This is a genomic window from Streptomyces daghestanicus (assembly GCF_020521275.1).
Classification (GTDB): Bacteria; Actinomycetota; Actinomycetes; order Streptomycetales; family Streptomycetaceae; genus Streptomyces; species Streptomyces griseoviridis.
Window position 1 is genome coordinate 255,262 of sequence record NZ_BNDX01000007.1, and the last position, 21,698, is coordinate 276,959.

General features: G+C 73.6%; 25 protein-coding genes. 10 read left to right on the top strand and 15 right to left on the bottom strand.

Annotated elements, in window-relative coordinates:
- Positions 1–3: 3 nt before the first annotated feature.
- From Sdagh_RS08450 to Sdagh_RS08480, 7 genes are all read right to left on the bottom strand, one after another.
- Positions 4–651 (bottom strand): (2Fe-2S)-binding protein, encoded by a 648-nt coding sequence (locus tag Sdagh_RS08450; protein ID WP_190076777.1) that lies wholly within the window; start codon positions 649–651, stop codon positions 4–6.
- A gap of 161 nt (positions 652–812) precedes the next feature.
- A complete protein-coding gene (locus Sdagh_RS08455; protein ID WP_189419201.1) occupies positions 813–1,580 on the bottom strand; it encodes an SDR family NAD(P)-dependent oxidoreductase in 768 nt (255 codons plus the stop codon).
- Positions 1,581–1,615: 35 nt separating this feature from the next.
- Positions 1,616–2,383 carry a glucose 1-dehydrogenase gene (locus Sdagh_RS08460; protein ID WP_190076776.1) on the bottom strand — a complete coding sequence of 256 codons (768 nt, stop codon included), beginning with the start codon at positions 2,381–2,383 and terminating at the stop codon, positions 1,616–1,618.
- A 49-nt stretch (positions 2,384–2,432) separates the two neighbouring features.
- The gene (locus Sdagh_RS08465) at positions 2,433–2,618 is read right to left on the bottom strand and encodes a hypothetical protein (protein WP_226534853.1); all 186 of its coding nucleotides are present in this window, start codon (positions 2,616–2,618) and stop codon (positions 2,433–2,435) included.
- Positions 2,591–2,860, bottom strand: coding sequence for a hypothetical protein (locus Sdagh_RS08470; protein ID WP_226534855.1), 270 nt, complete (start codon positions 2,858–2,860; stop codon positions 2,591–2,593). The genes Sdagh_RS08465 and Sdagh_RS08470 overlap by 28 nt, the downstream gene beginning before the upstream one ends.
- Positions 2,861–3,342: 482 nt before the next feature.
- On the bottom strand, positions 3,343–4,359 hold the full coding sequence (locus Sdagh_RS08475) for a zinc-dependent alcohol dehydrogenase family protein (protein WP_189419197.1): 1,017 nt from the start codon (positions 4,357–4,359) through the stop codon (positions 3,343–3,345).
- Between the two features lie 77 nt (positions 4,360–4,436).
- Positions 4,437–4,850, bottom strand: coding sequence for a (R)-mandelonitrile lyase (locus Sdagh_RS08480; protein WP_189419194.1), 414 nt, complete (start codon positions 4,848–4,850; stop codon positions 4,437–4,439).
- Between the two features lie 160 nt (positions 4,851–5,010).
- On the opposite strand from Sdagh_RS08480, the gene Sdagh_RS08485 reads away from it, so the two are divergent.
- Positions 5,011–5,922, top strand: coding sequence for a helix-turn-helix transcriptional regulator (locus tag Sdagh_RS08485; protein WP_189419192.1), 912 nt, complete (start codon positions 5,011–5,013; stop codon positions 5,920–5,922).
- Positions 5,923–5,945: 23 nt separating this feature from the next.
- On the opposite strand, the gene Sdagh_RS08490 is transcribed toward Sdagh_RS08485, so the two are convergent.
- The gene (locus tag Sdagh_RS08490) at positions 5,946–6,152 is read right to left on the bottom strand and encodes a hypothetical protein (protein ID WP_189419557.1); all 207 of its coding nucleotides are present in this window, start codon (positions 6,150–6,152) and stop codon (positions 5,946–5,948) included.
- A gap of 108 nt (positions 6,153–6,260) precedes the next feature.
- Between Sdagh_RS08490 and Sdagh_RS08495 the strand changes: the two genes are divergently transcribed.
- Complete coding sequence (locus Sdagh_RS08495) at positions 6,261–6,470, top strand: winged helix DNA-binding protein (RefSeq protein WP_226534857.1); 210 nt, start codon at positions 6,261–6,263, stop codon at positions 6,468–6,470.
- A gap of 26 nt (positions 6,471–6,496) precedes the next feature.
- Here Sdagh_RS08495 and Sdagh_RS08500 read toward each other — a convergent pair whose 3' ends face one another.
- On the bottom strand, positions 6,497–7,879 hold the full coding sequence (locus tag Sdagh_RS08500; protein WP_189419190.1) for an APC family permease: 1,383 nt from the start codon (positions 7,877–7,879) through the stop codon (positions 6,497–6,499).
- A 78-nt stretch (positions 7,880–7,957) separates the two neighbouring features.
- The gene (locus Sdagh_RS08505; RefSeq protein ID WP_189419188.1) at positions 7,958–8,548 is read right to left on the bottom strand and encodes an isochorismatase family protein; all 591 of its coding nucleotides are present in this window, start codon (positions 8,546–8,548) and stop codon (positions 7,958–7,960) included.
- A gap of 171 nt (positions 8,549–8,719) precedes the next feature.
- Between Sdagh_RS08505 and Sdagh_RS08510 the strand changes: the two genes are divergently transcribed.
- On the top strand, positions 8,720–9,703 hold the full coding sequence (locus Sdagh_RS08510) for a GlxA family transcriptional regulator (protein ID WP_189419186.1): 984 nt from the start codon (positions 8,720–8,722) through the stop codon (positions 9,701–9,703).
- Between the two features lie 16 nt (positions 9,704–9,719).
- Here the strand turns inward: Sdagh_RS08510 and Sdagh_RS08515 are convergent, their stop codons facing one another.
- Together Sdagh_RS08515 and Sdagh_RS08520 are read right to left on the bottom strand one after the other, a co-directional pair.
- Positions 9,720–11,642, bottom strand: coding sequence for an ABC transporter ATP-binding protein (locus Sdagh_RS08515; protein WP_226534859.1), 1,923 nt, complete (start codon positions 11,640–11,642; stop codon positions 9,720–9,722).
- Between the two features lie 111 nt (positions 11,643–11,753).
- Positions 11,754–12,512, bottom strand: a complete 759-nt coding sequence (locus Sdagh_RS08520) for a hypothetical protein (protein ID WP_190076775.1) — start codon at positions 12,510–12,512, stop codon at positions 11,754–11,756.
- Between the two features lie 326 nt (positions 12,513–12,838).
- Between Sdagh_RS08520 and Sdagh_RS08525 the strand changes: the two genes are divergently transcribed.
- From Sdagh_RS08525 to Sdagh_RS08535, 3 genes are all read left to right on the top strand, one after another.
- Positions 12,839–13,501, top strand: coding sequence for a TetR/AcrR family transcriptional regulator (locus Sdagh_RS08525; protein ID WP_190076774.1), 663 nt, complete (start codon positions 12,839–12,841; stop codon positions 13,499–13,501).
- 65 nt (positions 13,502–13,566) lie between these two features.
- Positions 13,567–14,322, top strand: a complete 756-nt coding sequence (locus Sdagh_RS08530; protein ID WP_189419177.1) for an IclR family transcriptional regulator — start codon at positions 13,567–13,569, stop codon at positions 14,320–14,322.
- A gap of 105 nt (positions 14,323–14,427) precedes the next feature.
- Complete coding sequence (locus Sdagh_RS08535; protein WP_189419174.1) at positions 14,428–15,615, top strand: 4-hydroxybenzoate 3-monooxygenase; 1,188 nt, start codon at positions 14,428–14,430, stop codon at positions 15,613–15,615.
- Between the two features lie 25 nt (positions 15,616–15,640).
- Here Sdagh_RS08535 and Sdagh_RS08540 read toward each other — a convergent pair whose 3' ends face one another.
- Positions 15,641–16,825, bottom strand: a complete 1,185-nt coding sequence (locus Sdagh_RS08540) for a PP2C family protein-serine/threonine phosphatase (RefSeq protein ID WP_190076863.1) — start codon at positions 16,823–16,825, stop codon at positions 15,641–15,643.
- 218 nt (positions 16,826–17,043) lie between these two features.
- Between Sdagh_RS08540 and Sdagh_RS08545 the strand changes: the two genes are divergently transcribed.
- Together Sdagh_RS08545 and Sdagh_RS08550 are read left to right on the top strand one after the other, a co-directional pair.
- The gene (locus tag Sdagh_RS08545) at positions 17,044–17,541 is read left to right on the top strand and encodes a hypothetical protein (RefSeq protein WP_190010225.1); all 498 of its coding nucleotides are present in this window, start codon (positions 17,044–17,046) and stop codon (positions 17,539–17,541) included.
- 167 nt (positions 17,542–17,708) lie between these two features.
- Complete coding sequence (locus Sdagh_RS08550; RefSeq protein WP_189419170.1) at positions 17,709–18,926, top strand: phospholipase D-like domain-containing protein; 1,218 nt, start codon at positions 17,709–17,711, stop codon at positions 18,924–18,926.
- A 45-nt stretch (positions 18,927–18,971) separates the two neighbouring features.
- On the opposite strand, the gene Sdagh_RS08555 is transcribed toward Sdagh_RS08550, so the two are convergent.
- Positions 18,972–19,940 carry an alpha/beta hydrolase gene (locus tag Sdagh_RS08555; protein ID WP_226534870.1) on the bottom strand — a complete coding sequence of 323 codons (969 nt, stop codon included), beginning with the start codon at positions 19,938–19,940 and terminating at the stop codon, positions 18,972–18,974.
- Positions 19,941–20,116: 176 nt separating this feature from the next.
- Between Sdagh_RS08555 and Sdagh_RS08560 the strand changes: the two genes are divergently transcribed.
- The gene (locus tag Sdagh_RS08560; RefSeq protein WP_194544329.1) at positions 20,117–20,590 is read left to right on the top strand and encodes a MarR family winged helix-turn-helix transcriptional regulator; all 474 of its coding nucleotides are present in this window, start codon (positions 20,117–20,119) and stop codon (positions 20,588–20,590) included.
- 25 nt (positions 20,591–20,615) lie between these two features.
- Here the strand turns inward: Sdagh_RS08560 and Sdagh_RS08565 are convergent, their stop codons facing one another.
- Positions 20,616–21,137: a 2'-5' RNA ligase family protein gene (locus Sdagh_RS08565; protein WP_190078406.1), complete on the bottom strand. Its 522-nt coding sequence runs from the start codon at positions 21,135–21,137 to the stop codon at positions 20,616–20,618.
- A gap of 108 nt (positions 21,138–21,245) precedes the next feature.
- Between Sdagh_RS08565 and Sdagh_RS08570 the strand changes: the two genes are divergently transcribed.
- Positions 21,246–21,632 carry an SRPBCC family protein gene (locus Sdagh_RS08570; protein ID WP_189424034.1) on the top strand — a complete coding sequence of 129 codons (387 nt, stop codon included), beginning with the start codon at positions 21,246–21,248 and terminating at the stop codon, positions 21,630–21,632.
- Positions 21,633–21,698: the final 66 nt, after the last annotated feature.

A 21,698-nucleotide genomic window follows, 5' to 3' on the forward strand; every position in this document is an offset into this window, starting at 1 on the left:
TCCTCACTTCTTCCCGGCGGCCTGCTGGACCGCGCGCACGATCTTGGGGTAGCAGCCGCAGCGGCAGATGTTGCCGCTCATCCACTCGCGGATCTCCTCCGGCGAGCCGGTGTGGCCCTCCTGGATGCAGGCGACACCGGAGAGAATCTGACCCGGGGTGCAGTAGCCGCACTGGGAGGCGTCCTGGTCGATGAACGCCTGTTGCAGCGTGTGGAGTCGGCCACCGTCGGCGAGGCCCTCGATGGTGGTGACCTCGGCGTCCTCGAGGCGCACCGCGAGGGTCAGGCAGGCGTTCTGGCGACGCCCGTCGACCAGGACGGTGCAGGCGCCGCAGGCCCCGGCGTCACAGCCCTTCTTCGAGCCGGTCAGGCCCAGGTGCTCGCGCAGCAGGTCCAGCAGGGAGGTGCGGTTGTCGACCGTGACGGCGTGCCGGGTTCCGTTGACGGTGAGAGTGAGGCGACTGGTGGGAACTGCAGCGACGGCCGCTGCTGCGGGTTCCGGCAGCAGGCCCGCGCCGAGTACGCCGCCCGCGACCGCAGCGGTGCCGACGGCGGCACCGGTCGCGAGGACGGTGCGTCGGGTCGGGTCCGTGGGAGGGCTCGGGTCGGCGGTGGCGGACGAGGAGTCCTGTGGGACGGGTTCGGTAGGCATGTGAGAAGACCTTCGTATCGAGGTAAGGGTCAACAGCACAGCGGTGGGGCCCGTGCGGGAGGGCATGGCCCGGTGGCCTCCTGGCGGCCAGGAGGCCCACGCGGGTTCGGTTGGTGCGAGGGCGGGGTCCGGGCGTCGTGACGTGCCCGGCCCCGGGGTGGTCACTGGGCGGTGTAGCCGCCGTCCACGGGCAGGGCGATCCCGGTGACGTAGCCGGCGCCGGGGCTGCACAGCCACAGGACGGCCTGCGCGATCTCGTCAGCGGTGCCGAGCCGGTTGATGGCCTGGCCTCCTTCGGCCCGGCCGCGGTCGAGTTCGCCGCCCTCGACCATCGCGTCGACCATGGGGGTGCTGATCGTGCCGGGACAGACGGCGTTGATCCGCACACCACGGGAGCCGTACTCGAGGGCGGCGCTCTTGGTCAGGCCGATCACGCCGTGCTTGGTGGCGTGGTAGGCGGCGCGGCCCGGGTTACCGACGAGGCCGCCGAGGGAGGAGCAGTTGACGATCGCGCCGCTGCCCCGGGTGCGCATGTGGCGCAGTTCGTGCTTCATGCTCGCCCAGACACCGCGCAGGTTGACGGACTGGACGCGGTCGAACTGCTCGGCGCTCTCATCGGCGGCGTCGGTGGACGGAGGCATGATCCCGGCGTTGTTGTAGGCCATGTCGAGCCGTCCGAAGGCTTCGACCGTGCGGTCGACGGCGGCGGCGACCTGGTCCTCGTCGGTGACGTCGCAGACCAGCGCGAGGACTCGGTGGCCGTCGTCGGCGAGCTGCTCGGCGGCGGCGTTGACGGCGTCCTCGTCGATGTCGGCGAGAGCGACGGCGGCACCCGAAGCGGCGAACGCGCGGGCGGTGGCCAGGCCCATGCCGGAGGAAGCCCCGGTGATGAAGGCGACCTGTCCGGTGAAATCGTAAGTGGGGTTCATGAGCAGGTAGGCCCCTTTCACGAGGCTTGGGCAGGTCAGACGGTCTGGCCGCCGTCGACGACGAGGACGGTGCCCGTGGTGAAGGCGGCGTCGCCGGAGCACAGCCACAGCACGGCGGAGGCGATCTCCTCGGGCTTGCCGAGGCGTCCGACGGGCTCGTCCGCGATGAGCCCTTCGCGCCCACCGGGGCGGGTGTCGCCGAAGCGCTGGATCATCTCGGTGTCGATGATGCCGGGGCAGACGGCGTTGATGCGGATGCCTTCGGCGGCATGGTCGAGGGCCGCGGAGCGGGTGAAGCCGATGACTCCGTGCTTGGCGGCGGCGTAGGCGGCCTGGCCCTTGAAGCCCTTGACGCCGGCGCCGGAGGAGACGTTGACGACGGCTCCGCCGCCGTCCTGCCGGAGCATCTGCCTCACCTGCGCCCTGGTGCACAGGAACACGCCGGTGAGACTGACGCCGATGATGCGGTCCCAGGTGTCCTTGGCGGTGTCGGCGGCGGACTGGACAGGCTGCTCGATACCGGCGTTGTTGAAGGCGGCGTCCAGGCGCCCGAACTGCTCGACGGTCCGGTCGACGGCGGCCTGGACGTCTTCTTCGCTGGTGACGTCGCAGGTCAGGGTGAGGGCTTTCCCGCCGTCGGTCCCGATGAGGCGGGCGGTCTCGAGCAGGCCGTCGGCGAAGCGGTCGACGAGGGCGACCTGGGCGCCGGCGCGGGCGAAGGCGAGGGCGGTGGTCCGGCCGATGCCGGAGGCGGCACCGGTGATGAAGGCGGTCTTGCCGTGAAAGTCGTAGGTCACGTTCATGTGGGTCTCTCCTTCGGTGGCCGAGCCGTGGCCCGCGCCGGGGCGGAGGTCAGTGGTGTGCCGGTGCGGAGGCGTCGTTGCGCGCAAGGGCCGGGGTGGCGCGCTGGGCGGTGATCCGCGTGCGGTGGCGGGTGGCGCCGCGGGCGAGCGCGATGAGCGGGATCGGGGTGAGTGCGGCGAGGGCGGCGCCGACGAGGGCGGGTCCGGTCAGGCCGAGTGAGGAGTCCACGGCCACGCCGGCGAGGCTGATCCGGCGGCGGTGCCGGTGTCGTAGGCGGAGGTGGTCAGGCCCGAGGTGAGGGTGGGGGCGTCGCCGGCGGCGCGGACGGCCAGGGAGGTGACGACCGGGTTGACGGTGAACCCGGTCAGGGCCATGAGGAGGACCAGGAGCACGGCCGCGACGGGTCCGGTCGACAACGGGATCAGCAACAGCAGCACCAGGGCGGTGGCCGCGGCGGCGGGAACGGCCGTGGCCATGGGGCGGCGGTCCCCGAGCCGGCCGCCGATGGGGGGCCGCCGAGCGCACCGATGCCGAAGGCGATCAGGACCAGCGGGACGGTGCCTTCCGGGATGCCGGCGCGGTCGGTCAGCAGCGGGGTCATGTAGGTGTACGTCGCCAGGACGCCGCCCATGATCAGCACGGCGGCAGCCGGAGCCGGCCACAGCCGGCCCCGGCGCCACGCACGGACCTCGGCCCTCACCGACACGTCGGCGTGCTGCTCCGTCCGGGGAACGGACCGGCCGGCGAAGACGGCGGCCAGGGCAGAGAGGACGGCGAGGGCCTAGAAGGAGCCGCGCCAGCCGGCCGGTCGGCCGGCGAACGAGCCGATCGGTACGCCGACGACGTTGCCAGGGCCAGGCCGCCCATCATGACGTCACGAGAGCGAACATGGTCACGGTGAGTCCTTCGCGGGGGTATCTCGGGGGCCGGGCGGCAGTCGTGCCCGGCCCGGGAGCGGTCAGGGCCTGAGGAGGGCCTTGATGGCGCGGCGCTCGTCCATCGCCTGGTAGCCCTCGGCGACCTGGTCCAGGGGCAGGGTGAGGTCGAAGACCTTGCCCGGGTCGATCCGGCCCGACAGGACCAGGTCGATCAGGTCGGGCAGGTAACGGCGCACAGGAGCGGGCCCCCCATGCAGGCCGGCCTGGGAGAAGAACAGCTCCTGCCCGTCGATGGCCACCTCGTGCGGGACGCCGACGAAGCCGACGTTGCCACCGGGCCGCGCCGAGTGCAGGGCCTGCCGCATGGACTCGGCGGTGCCCACGCACTCCAGCACGCTGTCGGCGCCGATCCCGCCGGTCAGGTCCTTGATCCGGGCCACTCCCTCGTCGCCGCGCTCGGCGACGATGTCGGTGGCCCCGAACTCCAGGGCGAGCTTCCGGCGGGACTCGTGCCGCGACATGGCGATGATGCGCTCCGCGCCCAGCTCCTTCGCCGCGATCACCGCGCACAGTCCGACCGCACCGTCCCCGACGACCACGGCGGTCGAGCCGGGCTTGACCTGGGCCGCCTCGGCGGCCCACCAGCCGGTGCCCAGCACGTCGGATACGGCCAGCAGCCCCGGCCAGAACCGCTCATCGGGGATGTCGTCGGTGGCGACGAGGGTGCCCTGGGCGTTGGGGATGCGGACGTGGTCGGCCTGGCAGGTGGACATGAACTCGCGGTTCAGGCAGCTGGACTGGAAGCCGTTGCGGCAGTTCGCACAGGTGTTGTCCGAGGTGGCGAACGAGCCGACGACGAACTGGCCCGGCTTGACCGAGGTCACCTCGGACCCGACCTCCTCGACGAAGCCGACGTACTCGTGGCCCATCGGATGCGCCGCGTCGGTCGGCTCCGCGCCGCGGTAGGGCCACAGGTCCGAGCCGCACACGCAGGTGACCGCGGTGCGGATGATCGCGTCGGTGGGCTTGAGGATCTTCGGGTCGTCCAGGGTCTCGAAGCGGATGTCGCCGGGGGCGTGGATCACTGCTCCGCGCATGGTGGTCGGTGCCTTTCTGGTGGTGCCGAGATCTGCTGCCGGTCCTTGTCGACCGGTTGCTCAGTGGGGTCGGGCTGTCAGCGGCCGACGGCGCTGTGGGCGGCGGCGTACTGCTCGTCCGTGACCGGCTCCAGCCACGTGGTGCCGTCCCCCTCGCCGTCCCCGACCACCATCGCGACATGCGCCATCAGGGTCGTTCCGGTGGCGCCGTGCCAGTGCTCCTCGCCCGCCGGGCACTGGACGACCTCCCCGGCGCCGACGCGGACCACCCGGCCGTCGCGGGTGCCGACAAGCCCGACACCGTCGGTGACGAAGAGGGTCTGGCCGTGTGCGTGGGAGTGCCAGTTGGTACGAGCGCCCGGCGTGAAGCGCACGAGCGCGGACGCCAGGCGTGCCGCCTCGGACGGGGTCGCGATCATGTTCAGGTACACGTCGCCGGTGAAGCGACCGGCCGGGGCCTTGGCCGTGGGGGTTTCGGTGAGGTGTTCCACGAGCGTCTTCCTGATTCCGGTACGGGGAGTGAGGAGCGGCGGAGTCGGGATCGCCGCGCAGATCCAGGTAACCGCCTCTTCGCGCGCGGAGCGAGTCACCAGTGAAGGGTGTACCGGCAGTACATCCCTGTGGCCGCGTGCGGGCCGTACCGTCGAAAGTGTGGACAACCATGAAGAGGTCCGCGAGTTCCTCACCTCGCGGCGCGCAAAGATCACCCCCGAGCTGGCCGGGCTGCCCGCCGGTGCCCGGCGCCGCGTGCCGGGCCTGCGCCGCAGCGAGGTCGCGGCCCTGGCCGACATGAGCGTCGAGTACTACGCCAAACTCGAACGCGGCAACCTCGCCGGTGTCTCCCCGGCCGTGCTCGAAGCCCTGGCCCGCGCCCTCCGGCTCGACGACGCCGAACGCGCCCACCTGCTGAACCTCGCCCAGGCCGCGGACGGAACCGACGCCCTCACCCGGCCCCGCCGCCGGCGCAGCAAGGACCACTGGAAACCGCACCGCAGCCTCCAGTGGACCCTCGACGCGATCACCGCCGGGCCCGCGTTCGTCCGCAACGGCCGCATGGACATCCTGGCCGCGAACCCACTCGCCCGCGCCTTCTACACCGACGTCTACGCCACCCCCGGCAACCAGGTGAACCTGGCCCGCTTCAACTTCCTGGACCCCGCGTCCCGCCGCTTCTACCCCGACTGGGACCTCTTCGCCGACGTCGCCGTCGCCATCCTGCGCACCGAGGCCGGACGCAACCCCCACGACAAGGACCTGCACGACCTCGTCGGTGAGCTGTCCACCCGCAGCGACGAGTTCCGCACCCGCTGGGGCTCCTACAACGTCCGCCACCACGGCACCGGCACCAAGCGCTTCCGGCACCGGGCCGTCGGCGACCTCACCCTCGCCTTCGAGGGCCTGGAAATGGCCGCCGAACCCGGCCTCACCCTCACCATCTACACCGCCGAACCCGGCTCCCCGTCCGAAGAGGGCCTCCGCCTCCTCGCCTCACTGGCTGCCACCCAGGAAGCCGACTCGGCTACCGAACCATCGACAACCAGCAGCTCAGGTCCCGCCACCTAGGCGCATTTCCCGACGCAGACCCATCAGAGAAGGCGGGGAGCGCGACATGGCCGAGGCTTCTTCATGCGGCGGGGTTCGGTGGTAAGCGTGCCGGCCGCGAGGGCCGCTTGGAGTTCGAGGTGTCCTCTCTCGGCCGCCGCGTCGTTTCTGACGGTGTCCATCGGGTCCACGGTCAGCCGCTCCTCCCCCTTGTCCACCGCGCGCCGGCAGCCGCGGGCAATGCGCGTCATCAGTGGTCTCCTCGGCGACGGAGCACGGGAGACGGGCGGCGGGACAGGGCGGCGGTACGGGGCAGCGGCGACATCCTGATCGCCGAGCTGTACGACACGACGTACCGGTTGCGGCCCGACGGGCTGGTGGAGCGGCTCCGCCATCCGCGTGACCGGCGGGCCTTCCTGCTCCGGCTCACCGCGGCGGGCGTGCGCCGTCACCGGGAGGCGGAGGAGGTCGACCGGCTGGCGCTCGCGGAGGCGACCGCCGCCCTGGACGCCGGCGAGCGCGAGCAGTTCCGCGCGCTGCTCGCCCGGATCAGGGAGCACACGCTCTGACGGTGTCCAGAGCGGCGGGGACGGGTTCAGGGACGGGACGCCGGCTCGTCGGTCCCGTTGGCGGCAGCGGCGTCGGGGCTCCGCGCGGGGCGGCGGGAGCGGCGGACGGCGACGAGGGCGGCCAGCACCACGCCGGTCGCCAGGACCAGCAGGCCGCGCAGCCAGACGTCGCCCTCCACCTGCGTGGCGAGCACCACGCAGGACACCGCGCCCAGCACCGGGAGGACGGTCGGGGTCCGGAAGTGGCCGGCGTCCCCGGGGTCGCGGCGCAGCACGAGCACGGCGATGTTGACCAGGAGGAAGACGACGAGGAGCAAGAGGACCAGGGTGGAGGCCAGGGTGGCGACGCTTCCGGTGAGGGCCAGCGCCATCGCCAGGGCGGTGGTGACCGCGATCGCCGCCCACGGCGTACGGCGGCCGGGCAGCACCTTGGTGAGGAAGCGGGGCAGCAGTCCGTCCCGGGCCATGCCGTAGGCGAGGCGGGACGACATGATGCCGGTGAGCAGCGCGCCGTTGGCGACGGCGACCAGCGCGATGGCGCTGAACAGGCGGGGCGGCACCCCGCCGGCCTCCCGGACGACCTCCAGCAGCGGTCCGCTGGACCCGGCCAGCCGGGCGGTGGGCACGGCGGCCGACGCGGCGATGCCCACCAGGACGTACACGGCCCCGGCGGTCGCCAGCGCGCCGAAGAGGGCGCGCGGGTAGGAGCGCCGGGGGTCGCGGGTCTCCTCGGCGACGTTCACCGAGGTCTCGAACCCGACGAACGAGTAGTACGCCAGGACCGCCCCGCTGAGCAGGGCCGCGGCGGCTCCCTTCTCCGGGGTGCCGAGCCGGCCCAGCCGTCCGAGGTCGCCGTCGCCGCGCAGCAGCAGCCAGCCGCCCAGGACGACGATGACGAGCAGGCCGCCCACCTCGATCACCGTGGCGACGACGTTGGCGCGGGTCGACTCCTTCACGCCGCGCGCGTTGACCAGTGCGAGCAGGGCGAGGAACGCCACGGCGACGAGGCCCACGGGCAGGGTGACGAAGGCGGACAGGTAGTCGCCGCCGAAGCCCCGGGCGAGCGCGGCCACGGAGACGATGCCGGCGGCGAGCATGCAGAACCCCGCGACGAATCCGGCGAAGGGCCCGAACGCGCGGGTGACGTAGTGGGAGGCGCCGCCCGCGCGGGGGTACTTCGTGGCGAGTTCCGCGTAGGACGACGCGGTCAGCAGGGCGAGCAGCAGCGCGACGGCCAGCGGCGCCCACACCGCTCCCCCGCTGTCGGCGGCCACCTGCCCCACCAGGACGTACACGCCCGCGCCGAGGACGTCGCCCAGGATGAAGAAGTAGAGCAGGGGGGTGGTCAGGGTGCGCTTGAGCGCCGGGCCCTCGGTGTCCGCCGACAGCGGTTTCGCTTCTCTTGCCATGCCCCGACAGGTAACCCGGTCACCGCACGTCACGCCTCGGCGTGTGGTGTGGTCCGGTGATCGGTTCGGCTCATCGGTTCAGGTGAGGGACTTCCCGGAGGGGACGACGACGCCGTACAGGTCACCGATGGTGGCGAGGGCGCCGTGGTGGATCTGCGCGGCGGTCAGGTCGGTGCCCGCCGCGCTGAGCGGGCGGGTCGCGCAGGCGTCGGCGACCACGGTGGGGCGGTTGCCCCGCCGGAACGCGCCCATGGTGGTGGCCAGCACGCACATGTGCGTCATGAACCCGATGACGATGACGTCCTGGTGGCCGGCGGCGTCGACGTGCGCCGCCAGGTCGGTGCCGGCGAAGGCGTCGGGGGTGGTCTTGACGACGACCGGCTCGCCCTCGGCGGGCGCCACGCTCGGGTGGACGGCGCCGATCTCGGCCCGGATGTCGTAGGGGGTGTCCGGGCCGCCGTCGTTCACGACGTGGATCACGGTGGTGCCGGCCGCGCGGGCCCGTGCCAGCAGGTCGGCGGCGGAGTCGAGCGCCTCCCGCCAGCCGTCCAGCTCCATCACGCCGCCGACGTAGGTGTTCTGGTAGTCGACGAGGACCAGGGTGGAGCCGGCCAGGGAGGCGGGGGTGTCGTCGAGGCCGTTGAGTGCGCGCAGAGTCGTCGTGGGCACAGGGAGATCCCCTCGGAGTGGGTGGGTGTGAGGTGCCGGCCGCTGCCGCCGCCGGTGCGTGCCGGGCGGCGCGGTGGCCATGGGAAGACGCTAGGGCCGGCAGCACGGTGTCGGCAATGTCGTCTAACCTGCAGATCCGGACATCGCCGTGACCGACCGGACGGAGTACTCGTGAGCGCCCTCGGACGTCTCGTCGTGATCGTGGTCTTCGAGGGTGTCGACCTGCTCGACATCACCGGGCCGCCCGAGGTGTTCTCGCTGGTGAGGCGGGAGGTCGGCGAGGCGGCGGACTACCGGGTGGTGCTGGCCGCGGCGACCATGGACCCGGTCACCACCGCGGCGGGCGTACGGGTGCTGCCCGACACGACCTTCGAGGAGGCGGCGGCCGGGCGGATCGACACCCTGCTGGTGCCCGGCGCGGTGGAGGCCGACCGCGAGCGGGGGGTGCGCGCGGTCACCGACCCCTCGGTGGTGAGCTGGGTCCGCACGCTCGCCGGCGGTGCCCGCCGGGTCGCCTCGGTGTGTGTCGGCGCGCATCTCCTCGCCGCGGCCGGGCTGCTCGACGGCAGACGGGCCACCACCCACTGGTCGACCGCGCGGCAGCTCGCCGCCGAGCATCCGGAGGTCGAGGTCGACGCCGATCCGATCTTCGTGCGGGACGGCGCGGTGTGGACCGGCGCGGGCATCAGCGCCTGTCTCGACCTGTCCCTCGCGCTCGTCGCCGACGACCTGGGCGAGGCGGTGGCGCTGCGCGTGGCCCGGCAGCTCGTGATGTACCTGAAGCGACCGGGCGGGCAGAGCCAGTTCAGCGTCCCGCTCGAACCGGTCTCCGGGTCGCGGCGGGTGGAGGACCTGCGCCACCACGTGCTGCGGTGCGCCGGGGAGCCGCTCACCGTCGCCGACGTGGCGGCCCACGCCCACGTCAGCGAGCGGCAGCTCACCCGGATCTTCAAGGCCGAACTGGGCATGACGCCGGGCGCCTACATCGAGTCCGTCCGTGTCGAGCGGGCCCGCCAGCGGCTGGAGACCACGGACGACACGCTGGAGCACATCGCCGGGACCTGCGGGTTCGGGACCGTCGACACGCTCGTCCGGGCGTTCCGCAGACGGCTGGGAACGACCCCCACGGAGTACCGGCGCCGGTTCCGGACTTGACCGGTGCCGGGCCGGTTCACCGCCGGTCGAGAGCGGCGGACGCCTCGGGCGGACCGGGCTGGACGGACGGCCCCGCGGGCCCGGCGCCCTCCCGCCCCTGCCCGTTCACGTCCTCGTCCTCGTCCTGGTCCTGGTCCTCGCTCTCGTCCTCCGCGAGGAAGCCACCGGACTGGTGCTGCCACAGCCTGGCGTAGGCGCCGCCCGCGGCGAGCAGTTCCGCGTGGGTGCCCTGCTCGACGACGCGTCCGTGGTCGAGGACGACGAGCCGGTCCATGCCGGCGACCGTGCTCAGCCGGTGGGCGACCACGAGGGCCGTGCGGCCCTCCATCAGCCGCCACAGCGCGTCCTGCACGAGCAGTTCGCTCTCCGAGTCGAGCGCGCTGGTCGCCTCGTCCAGCAGCAGGATCGGCGCGTCCCGCAGCAACGCGCGGGCGAGGGCGACCCGCTGCCGCTGTCCGCCCGAGAGCTTGACGCCCCGCTCCCCCACCAGGGTGTCGAAGCCGTCGGGGAGCTGCTCGGCGAATTCGGTGACGTGTGCCGCCTCGGCCGCGGCACGGATCTCCGCGTCGGTGGCGCCCGGCCGGGCGAAGACGATGTTCTCCCGCAGGCTGCGGTGGAACATGGCGGGGTCCTGCGGCACGTAGGCGATCAGTGAGCGCAGGTCGGTCTGGCGCAGCCGGCTGATGTCCTGGCCGCCGATGAGGACGCGTCCCGCGTCGAGGTCCGCCATCCGCAGCAGGAGGCGGGTGAGGGTGGTCTTGCCGCCGCCTGACCTGCCGACCAGCCCGATCCGCGCGCCGCCGGGTACGTCCAGGTCGAGGCCCCGGAAGATCGGCTTGGCGCCCGCGTGGGCGAAGGTGACCGCCTCGAACCGGACGCCGGTGCCCTGCGGGGCGAGTGGTTCGGGTTCCGCCGGGTCGAGGACGGTGGGCGGGTCCAGCAGCAGCTCCGTGAACTGCGCGGCCTCGGTCATGGAGCTCTCCAGCCGCCGGTAGATCTGGTTGAACTCGAACATGATCTGGGTGGCGTTGGAGTAGTAGGTGAAGGCGACCACGATTCCCTCCACCCCCAGCCCCGGGCCGCCGAAGGCGAGGGCGACGACCAGCCCGAGCACGTTGGTGAGCACGGACATCGGGGCGACGAGGGTGTCGACGCGCAGGTTGCCGTAGTCCCACGACCGCAGCGTCAGGCGCCGCGATTCGGCCACGCGGCGGCGGTGTTCGCCGGCCTCCCGCCGCTCGGCGGCGAACGCCCGGATGGTCTCCATGTTCATCAGGCTGTCCGCGACATGGCCGGAGACCCGGGCGACGGCGGCCTCCCGGTCGTTGACGAGTCGCTGCCGGCGCCGGATCAGCGGGGTCGCGCCCGCCACGGTCAGCCCGATCATCCCCAGCAGACCGACGACGAGCAGCGGTTCGTAGCGCCACAGCACCACGGCGCCGAAGACCAGGGGCACGAGACTGCCCACGATCCGGTACGTCACGGTGTCGACGAAGTCCTCGAAGCGCCGGCCGAAGCTCAGCACCCGTTTGGTGAGGGAACCGGCGAAGTTGTCGTGGAAGAACGCCGCGTCCCGGGCGAAGAGTTCGTCCATGCCGATGACGTACAGGTGCTCCATCCCGAGGGCGTCCACGCGGTTCAGGCAGTGCTGCCCGACGCGCCACACCGCCTCGGCGAGCAGCAGCACCGCCCCGAAGCCCAGCACGTACGGCAGGGCCGAGGCGAGGGTGAGCCCGTCGCCGTCGGCGGCCCGCCCCGCCAGTTTGGCGATCAGCAGCGGTGCGACGTACCGGATGCCGATGTTGCCCACGGCCGGCAGCAGCAGCGCGGGCAGGGCCAGCCGGCGCAGCCGGAGCAGTTCGCGGACGTAGCGGCGCAGTGCGAGCACGACCGCGCCCCGGCCCGGCACCGTCTTCTCCTGGACATCCCGTTGCCCCATCACACCCCCTCCAGGTCGCGTCCCCGAAGCTTCCCGTCCCCGGCGGTCACCGGTCCAGGCATTTACCTCGGACCGGCGATGACCGGACATCGGCCGGGCGGTGGCCGGCGCTCAGCCGAGGGCGCGTCCGGGCCGGTCGAAGGGGAGCCGGAACTGCGGGAAGCGGGTCTTCTTCGGGTCGAGCAGGTCGATCAGCGCGATCAGCTGGGTCTGCACGTCCTGGAGCCGGGGGACGGCCGGGGCGGTGTTCGCCGCGAGCCGGTCCACGTCCGCGAGCATGACGGCGAACCAGCCGGCGAAGTCGCTGTCGTCCTCCAGCTTGGCGCAGAACTCGGCGTACCCCAGGCAGCGCCGCCGGCCCGGCTCGCCGTCGGGATGGATCATCAGCTCTCCGACGGCCCGCTGCTGGGCGCGGAACAGCCGCAGTTCGTTGCTGACCGGGTCGATCGCGGACAGGCTCGCGCCGATCCGGGAGATCTGGAGCATGACCCGGGTGTTGAGGCGGCTGCGGCCGAGGTCGAGGAACTGGACGTCGCGGCGGAGGATCTCCACCCAGCCCAGGTATTCGGCGAGCACGAAGACCGTGCTGCGGCGGACGAAGTCGGCCTCGCGGGCGGTGCCGCGCGTGAGGAAGGACGTCAGGAATCCGGAGCCGCGCGTGGGGTCCTCGTCGACGACGTGTCCGTTCAGGATGTTGTAGAGCCGGGTCTGGAGGTCGAACGCGGCCCAGGCCAGGGAGGCGCCGTACCGGTCCATGTAGGTGCGCTGCTCCCAGGACCGCAGGCGGCGCTGCTGCCAGTAGCCGAGCAGTCCGGCGACCGCCGCGCCGCAGACGGCGACGATCGCCGACACCAAGGACAACGCGTCCACACATCCCCCTACCGCCGGTGCCCGACGCACCGGGCATCGGCAGAAGGCTGCCAGAAGGCCGTCGGAAGGTGTACCGGAAAACCCGCTTGGCGGGCCCGCGCGGCCCCTGTTACCCGCTGGGGACCGCCGCCGGGGAAGTGCTTGACCCTCGCCGAGACCGCGTGCCGGCCGAGGGTGGCGCCCTGGAAGTCCGCGGACGCAGGGGCGCACCCGTGCGCAGGTGAGGGCGGCGTCCGAGCCGAAGGTGCCGGACAGGCGGGACTCGGCCTTGCAGCAGGCGGGTGGTGTCCGGCGGCACCACCGGGCGGCGGATTAGGGTGTGCGGCATGGACCGCACCGAGGGCCGCACGCCCCGCAGATCCGCCTCCCGCGGCAGTCACGCCGTCGGGGACGAACGGCGTGCCCGCATCCTCGACACCGCCGTCGAGCACTTCGCCCAGTGGGGCTGCCACGCCTCCTCGCTCGCCCGGACCGCCAAGGACGTCGGCATCACCCAGGGCGGTCCGCCGCACCCCTTCCGCAGCAAGGAGGGCCTCCTGGTCTCCGTGCTGCGGCACAGTGACGAACAGGACGAGCGGCGGTCCTTCTCCCCCGAGCCGCGGTCCGCCGGCGAGGCGTTCGCGTCGCTGGCCGGCCTCGCCCGGTACAACGCCGAACGCCCGGGCCGCACCCGCATGGTCAACGTCCCCGCCGCCGAGGCGGGTGGGCGCGGCCACCCCGCCCGCGCGTACTTCCTGCGCCGGTACGCCTCGGTCATCGACAAGCTCACCGCCACCCTGCGCGCCGCGGCCGCCGCCGGTGAGCGGCGGCCGGACACCGACTGCGCGGGCGTCGCCGCCGAGGCCGTCGCCGTCATGGACGGCTCGCGGCTGCGGTGGGCGCTCGCCCCGGCCGCCTTCGACATGCCGGGCCGGCTGCGCACCTGCCTCGACCGGCTGCTGCGCACCCTCAGCAGGGGCACCGCCGGGCTGCCCGGCGGCGCCCGCTGACCCCCGCCGCGAGGCACCCGACGCCCCGGACCGGCACGGCGTACCCGAAGGAGCACTGGCACACCATGGCGAACTCGACCTCCGGGGAGTCGGTCACCGAGCGGATCGTGCGAATCCTGGAGACGTTCGGCACGGACCGGACCGTGCAGACCGCCGCGGAGATCGGGCGGCGGGCGGGACTGCCGTCCTCCACGGCCCACCGGATGGTGGCCGAACTGGTGGACTGCGGGCTGCTGGACCGGGACGAGGAGCAGCGGGTCCGGCTGGGCATGCGGCTGTGGGAACTGGCGCTGCGCGGCTCCCGCGCCCTGCGGCTGCGGCAGGCGGCGCTGCCGTTCATGGAGCACGTACAGGCGCGTCTGCGCGAGCACACCCAGCTCGCGGTGCTGGAGAACGACGAGACGCTGTTCATCGAGCGGCTGTCCCACCCGCACGCGGGGGCGAACATCACCCGGATCGCCGGGCGGCTGCCCCTGCACGCCTCGTCGTCGGGCCTGGTGCTGCTCGCCCACGGCCCCGAGGAACTGCGCGAGCGCGTTCTCGCCGGCCCGCTCGAAGCGGTGTCCCCCGAGACCGTGACCGACCCGGCCCGGCTGCGGCGCCTCCTGGCCGGCATCCGCCGGGACGGCGTGGTCGTCGCGCCGGGGACGGTGGAGGCGGTCTCCACGGGGGTGGCCGTGCCGGTGCGGGAGGGCCGCGGGGAGGTCGTCGCCGCGCTGTCGGCCGTCCTCCCCCGGGCCACGCCCACCGGCCGGGCGGTGGAGGAGCTGCGCGCCGCGGCGGCGGGCATCTCGGCGGCGATCGGCGCACACCGGCCCTGACCAGGACGGGAACTCGCTTCCCATTGAACGGGAACGGCCGTCGTCAAGGGGTGGCGACCGGCGCCAGACTCCTGGCCGACCCCGCCGGCCGTCGAAGGAGACGACATGTCCGTACGCACCCGCGTCGCCATCATCGGCGCAGGCCCCGCCGGCCTGCTGCTGTCCCATCTGCTCGACCGGCAGGGCATCGAGTCGGTCGTCATCGACGCACGAGGCCGGGAGGAGATAGAGACGACCATCCGGGCCGGCATCCTGGAGCAGGGCACCGTCGAGATACTCACCGAGACCGGCGCCTCCGACCGGGTGCGCACGGCCGGGCAACGGCACGAGGGCATCGAGCTGCGCTTCGAGGGCGAGGGCCACCGCGTCGACTTCGCCGGCACGGTCGGCCGGGCCGTGTGGCTCTACCCCCAGCACGAGGTGCTCAAGGACCTGGTCGCCGCGCGCCTCGCCGCCGGCCAGGACCTGCGTTTCCACGTGACCGCCGAGCGCGTCGAGGACGCCGGGACCGACCGGCCGCGGATCATCGCCAAGGACGCCGACGGCCACCGCGTCGAGATCGAGGCCGAGGTCGTGGTCGGCGCCGACGGGTCGCGCAGCGTCGCCCGGGAGGCCGTCACCGGCTCCTACGGCGGCTACTTCCGGGAGTACCCCTTCGCCTGGTTCGGCATCCTGTGCGAGGCACCGCCCAGCGCCGGCGAACTCATCTACAGCAACTCCCCCGACGGTTTCGCGCTGATCAGCCAGCGCAGCCCCGAGGTCCAGCGCATGTACTTCCAGTGCGACCCGGACGCGGACACCGGGGCGTACTCCGAGGCCCAGCTGTGGGACATCCTCCAGTCCCGCGTCCCCGGGACCACGCTGAAGGAGGGCCGCATCTTCCAGCGGGACGTGCTGCGCTTCCGCAGTTTCGTCGCCCACGAGATGCGCCGCGGCCGGGTGGTGATCGTCGGCGACGCCGCGCACACCGTGCCGCCCACCGGGGCGAAGGGCATGAACCTCGCCGTCGCCGACGTCGTCCTGCTCACCGACGCCCTGCGTGCGCTGCTCCACGACGGGGACGAGACCCTCTTCGACGCCTTCCCCGACACCGCGCGCGAGCGCATCTGGAAGGCCCAGCACTTCTCCTGGTGGATGACGAACATGCTCCACCTCCAGCCCGGCGCCGGCGACTTCGACCGGCTGCGGCAGATCGGCGAACTCCGTACGGTCGTCGAGTCCGGAGCCGGCCGCGCCTACCTCGCCGAGGCGTACACGGGGTGGCCGCTGGACGGCGCGCGCCTCGACGGCTGACGGGCCCGGCGCCGCCGCGCGGAGATCACGGGACGAGGTCGTCCTGGTGCCCGCCGCGCCACTCGGCCAGCAGGACGGTGGCGTCGTCGTCCATCCGCCCGGCGTGGTGGTCCAGTACGGCGCGCATGAGGCGGCGCAGGGTCTCGTGGAGGGTGAAACCGCCCGAGTGGTGGCGCTGGACGTAGTCGATGAAGCGGTCCTTGCCGAACTCCTCGCCGTGCGCGTCACGGGCCTCGACGACGCCGTCGGTGTAGAGCACGACCCGGTCACCGGGTTCCAGCTGATCACGGCAGACGGTGACGGGGAGGCCGAGGCCGGTGCCCATGGGGCCGGCGGGCGGGCAGGACAGGGGGGTGCTCACCCGCCTGCCTCTGATGAGCAGGGGCAGGTGGTGGCCGCGGTTGACCCAGGTCAGTACCCCGCTCTCGGTGTCGAGGCTGGCGAGGATGCCGGTGACGTAGCGTTTGGTGCCGAACTGCTCCAGCAGCGTCCGTTCCACCGCCCGGCTCGCCTCGGCGAGGGTCGCGCCCTGGCGGCGGGCGTTGCGGCAGGCGGCCACGGCCACGTTCGCGGTGATGCCCGCGGCGGTGTCGTGCCCCATCGCGTCGAAGACCGCCAGGTGCAGGGTCGAGCCGGCCAGCGCGAAGTCGAAGGCGTCGCCGCCGAGGTCGTAGGCGGGTTCCAGCACCGCGCCGACCGTGACGTTGTGACCCGCGTAGGCCGGGGGCGGCATGAGGTTCATCTGCATCTCCGCCGCCACGTTCATCGGCGCGCTGCGCACCAGCCGGGCGTAGGAGTCGCTGAAGGAGCGCTTGCCGAGCAGCAGCAGGGCGAGCACCGAGGCCACCTCGCCCAGCACCCGCTGCGGCCGCTCGTCCTCGGCGACGTCCGTGCGCAGCACGCCCAGGCGTTCCACGCCGTCGGTGATCGGTGTCCACCAGCGGCGTCGCCCCTGGCGGCTGCCCGACTCCGCGAGGCTCTCCACCCGCTGCCAGGCCCGGCCCGGCAGCGTGCCGTCCACGCGCAGTTCGGCACCGCCCTCCCCCGCGTCCAGTCCGCGGCCGGTGACCTGCCGCATCACCTGGTCCTGGAGGTCCACCACGAACATCGCGCCGTCGTGGAGGTCCACGGACCGGAGGTGGTCGGCCACCAGGCGCGGCAGTGCCTCCAGGTTGGCCGTGTGCGAGACCTGGATCAGGTCCACCAGCATCTGAGCCGTGCGCCCGCGATCGATCACGTGAACCAGTCTCCCCGCACATCCGCACCAGTTACCCCACCTTGTCACACCGGCGTGCCGGGGCGGGTCCGGCGGGTGACGGCGCGGTCCGGGTGCCGGGCGCGCGGCGGCGAGCGGCGAGGCGCCCGGGCGCCCCCCGGCTGCGTCCCGCGGGGCTTCCCACGGTGCCGGGCGGGGCCGATGATGGCGGCATGGCTGCCGGTGACGACCTGCTGTGGGACGCGGACGACAGAAGCGCGCGGTGGGTTCCGCGGCTCCGGCGCATCGGGGTGACGGCCGCCTTCCTCGGTGTCGCCGGCCTGCTGCTGTGGACCGACGGGCACGCCGGGTGGGCGCTCCGCGCCGGTGCCCTCCACCTCCTCGGGGAGGCCGCGCACTGGGTCTGGGACCGGCGGCGCCTGGTCGAGGCACGCGTCGTCGGGGGCGGGCCCGGCCGGCCCGCCGGGCTCCGCCTGCGCCGGGTCGGCGGACGGACCACCGAACACGACGCCGACCGCGTGCTGCGCGTCCTGGTCGTCCACGACAACGTCCACGACCTCGCGCGGCTCCGGCTGCGCCTGCGCGGCGGACGGCCGCTCTTCGGGCGCCCCGCCCGTCCGCCGGCGCTCACCCCCTGGCGCCGCGCCTGCCCGAAGGCCCACGTCGGGGCGAGGGCGGCCCGGTGGGGCATGCCGGGGATCCCCGACTGAGCGGCGCTCGGCGAGACCCGCGCCGGCGGCTGGGCGGGCCGGCCCGTCGCGGTTGCCCGCCACCGGTGACCGGCCCCGGCGCGGCCCGGCGCCCGATATAGCCTGCTGCTCGTCCGTCCGCCGGTGGCCGATGCGCTCGCCACCCCCGACCGCCTGGGAGGCGCAGCATGAGCATTCTGGAGAACACCGAACCCGCCCACACCCCCGGAGACGCGCCCCGGGCCGAGGTGCGGGCCCGCGAGCAGCGGCTGCGCCGGCGGCTGGAGCGGCTGATCGGCATCGCGGCCACCGAGGGCAACGAGCTCGTGCCGCTGCGCAACGGTGACGAGATCTTCCCCGCCATGCTCGACGCGATACGCGGGGCCGAGCACACCGTCGACATGATGACCTTCGTGTACTGGCGCGGTCAGATCGCCCGCGACTTCGCCGAGGCGCTGGCCGGCCGGGCGCGGGCCGGCGTACGGGTGCGGTTGCTGCTCGACGGCTTCGGCGCCAAGGAGATCGAGCGGGACCTGCTCGACGCCATGGACGACGCGGGCGTACAAGTGGCCTGGTTCCGCAAGCCGTTGTGGCTGTCCCCGTTCAAGCAGAACCACCGCTGCCACCGCAAGGCGCTCGTCGTCGACGAGCGCACCGCGTTCACCGGCGGGGTCGGCATCGCCGAGGAGTGGTGCGGTGACGCCCGCAACCCCGGCGAGTGGCGCGACACGCACGTGCGGCTGCGCGGTCCGGCCGTCGACGGGATCGCCGCCGCCTTCGCGCAGAACTGGGCCGAGAGCCATGACGACCTCTACGACGACCGGGACCGCTTCAGCGAGCACGAGCAGCCGGGGAACTCCATCGTCCAGGTCGTGCGCGGCTCGGCCAGCTTCGGCTGGCAGGACATGCAGACCCTGATCCGCGTCATGCTCACCTCCGCCGAGCAGCGGTTCCGGCTGGCCACCGCCTACTTCGCCCCGGACGACTACTTCGTCGACCTGCTGTGCGCCACGGCCCGGCGCGGTGTCACCGTGGAGATCCTGCTGCCCGGCCCGCACACCGACCAGCGGGCGTGCCAGCTCGCCGGCCAGCACCACTACGCCCGGCTGCTGGCCGCCGGCGTGTCCATCCGCCAGTACCAGCCCACCATGATGCACGCCAAGATCATCACGGTGGACGGGGTGGCGACGCTGACCGGGTCCACCAACTTCAACCGGCGCTCCATGGACCACGACGAGGAAGTCATGCTCGCCGTGCTGGACGAGGCGTTCACCGCCACGATCGACCGGGACTACGACGCGGACCTCGAACGCAGTGTGGCCATCGACCCGGTCCGCTGGCGGCGGCGCTCCGTCACCCAGCGCCTGCGGGAGGCGGCGGTCCTCCCGATCAGACGGTTCCTGTAGACGGCCGGGCGGGGGCCGGCGCCGTGCCGGGCCGGCCCCCGGGGATCAGGCGGTGGCGAGAGCGCCGCGCAGGACGGCGACTGCCTGGGCGATGGCGGCCTCGGCGCCGTGGGTCTCGCGCAGGGCGTTGAGCATCACGAAGTCGTGGATGACGCCCTGGTAGCGCACGGCGGTGACGGGGACGCCGGCCTGGCGGAGCTTGGAGGCGTAGGCCTCGCCCTCGTCGCGCAGGACGTCGGCCTCGGCGGTGATGACGAGGGCGGCGGGCAGGCCGGCGAGCTGCTCGGTGGTGGCGCGCAGCGGGGAGGCGGTGATCTGGGCGCGCTCGGCCTCGTCGGTCGTGTACTGGTCCCAGAACCACTGCATGCCGTCGCGGCGCAGGAAGTAGCCCTCGGCGAACTGGTGGTAGGAGCCGGTGTCGAAGCTCGCGTCGGTGACCGGGTAGAACAGCACCTGCTGGACCAGGGACACGTCGCCGCGCTCCTTGGCCATCAGGGTGAGGGCGGCGGCCATGTTGCCGCCGACGGAGTCGCCGGCGACGGCCAGGCGGGAGGCGTCCAGGCCCTGGGCGGCGCCCTCCTGGACGATCCACCGGGCGACGGCGTAGTTCTGCTCGATGGCCACCGGGTAGCGGACCTCGGGGGAGAGGTCGTACTCGGGGAAGACGACGGCGGCGCCGGCGCCGGTGGCGAGTTCGCGGACCAGGCGGTCGTGGGTGTGGGCGTTGCCGAAGACCCAGCCGGCGCCGTGGATGTAGAGGACGACGGGCAGGGTGCCCTCGGCCCCGGCGGGCCTGACGATCCGGGCGCGGACGGAGCCGGTCGGGCCGCCCTCGACGGTGATCCACTCCTCGTCCACCGCCGGCTTGGCGATGTCACCGGACTGGACCTCGTCCACCGCCTTGCGGCCCTCGACCGGACCCAGGTCGAACAGGTAGGGCGGGTTCGCGGTGGCCTCGACGAAAGCCTGGGCGGCCGGCTCCAGGACGGGGCGGACAGGGGTGGCGTCGCTCATGGCGGACTCCTCGGTTCGTCAGTGCCGTCCGGAGACCTCACCGGCGGATTCACCGGGAAGCGGCGGCACGGGCAGAAACGTAGCGCGCTATTTGGTCGCGCGCAACTAATTCGTGCTCGACAGGAATCCGCTAGGCTGTGCCCCGTCCGAACCGTGCCCGACCCGGGAGCCGTACCGTGCGCACGCCAGACGCCGAACCGCCCGCGTCCCCGCAGGGGTCCCTGCTCCTGGACGACCAGCTCTGCTTCGCCCTGTACGCCGCCTCCCGCGCGGTCACCGCGCGCTACCGCCCCCTCCTCGACGAGCTGGGCCTGACCTACCCGCAGTACCTCGTCCTGCTCGTGCTCTGGGAGCGGGACTCGATCTCCGTCCGGGACCTGGGCGCGGCGCTCCAGCTGGAGTCGAGCACCCTGTCCCCGCTGCTGAAACGCCTGGAGGCGGGCGGTCTCCTGCGGCGCGAGCGCCGTGCCGACGACGAGCGCTCCGTCGCCATCCGTCTCACCGGCGCCGGCGCCGCCCTACGGGACCGGGCCGCCGCCGTCCCCCTCGCCATCGGCGACGCCATGGGGCTGACCCCCGAGCAGGACGCCACGGCCAAGCACCTGCTGCGGCTGCTGACGGCCAACGTCTCTGGGCACGAGCGGCCCTGACCCGGCGCCCCGGCGGGCGGCCCACTCAGCCCAGCGGTTCCGTGGTCCGGGTGACGGAGTCATAGGTGCGGGCGCCGGTGAACGCGCCGTCCCAGGGGCGGGAGAGGGCCGGCGGCAGGAGGTCGTCCGGCCAGGAGGCGGCCCGGGACCGGGTCCGGCCGAGGGTGATGTGCGGTGTCCAGCGGCCGGGCGCGAGCAGGGGGTGCCCGGCCGCTCCGTCCCCGGGGCGGAGGGCGTCCCACACCACGCGGTGCAGGTCCAGCAGCCCCGGGCCGGGGACGACCCGCCAGGCCAGCACCCGGGTGCGGCCGGTGAAGCGGACCGGGTCCGCGAGGCGCAGCGGCAGCGGCAGCACGGCCAGGGCCTCCGCCAGCCGGCGCCGCGCGTCCCACGGCAGTGCGTCCGCCACCGCCACGGTCAGGTGCGGGCGGTTCGTCGGATGACGGTGGCCGGCCAGGCTGGGCAGGCCCCGGGCGGCCAGCTCCCGCCAGGCCGCGCGCACCCGCTCCTCGGTGGCCGGGTCGGGCAGCAGTTCCACGGTGTGCACCGGGGCAGCGTAGGCCCGGGGTGCGGCGCGACGCCGCTCCGGCGAGGGTGGAGGGTGAAGGGGGGACGGCGTCGCGCCGAGCGGTGCCAGGGCGAGGGAGCAGCCGGCATGGCAACGATGACCCTGACCGCCGTGGGTGCGGCGTCGCCGGACACCGCCTGGCAGCGCTACGTCCTCCTCGACCAGTGGCCGCGGTGGGCGCCGCACATCAGGACGGTGCGCGCGGAGGGCCGGGAGACCGTGCCGGGGCTGAGGGGCAGGATCGAGTCGGTCGTGGGCGTCCGCGCCGCCTTCGTGGTCGAGGACGTCGACCACGGCGCCCGGCAGTGGGCGTGGCGGGTCCGTTCGGGGCCGGTGCGGCTGTGGCTGTGCCACGGCGTGCGAGCCCACCCGCGGGGCAGCGCGACCTGGCTCACGATGCGGGGCGCGCTCCCCGTCCTGGCCGCCTACGCCCCGCTCGCCCGCATCGCCCTCGGCCGGCTCGTCCGGGCCTGAGCCCCCGGTCGCCGCCCGGCGGGTGACCGCCCGGCCATCCGGTGTACGCCCGTTCGCCATGGCGGA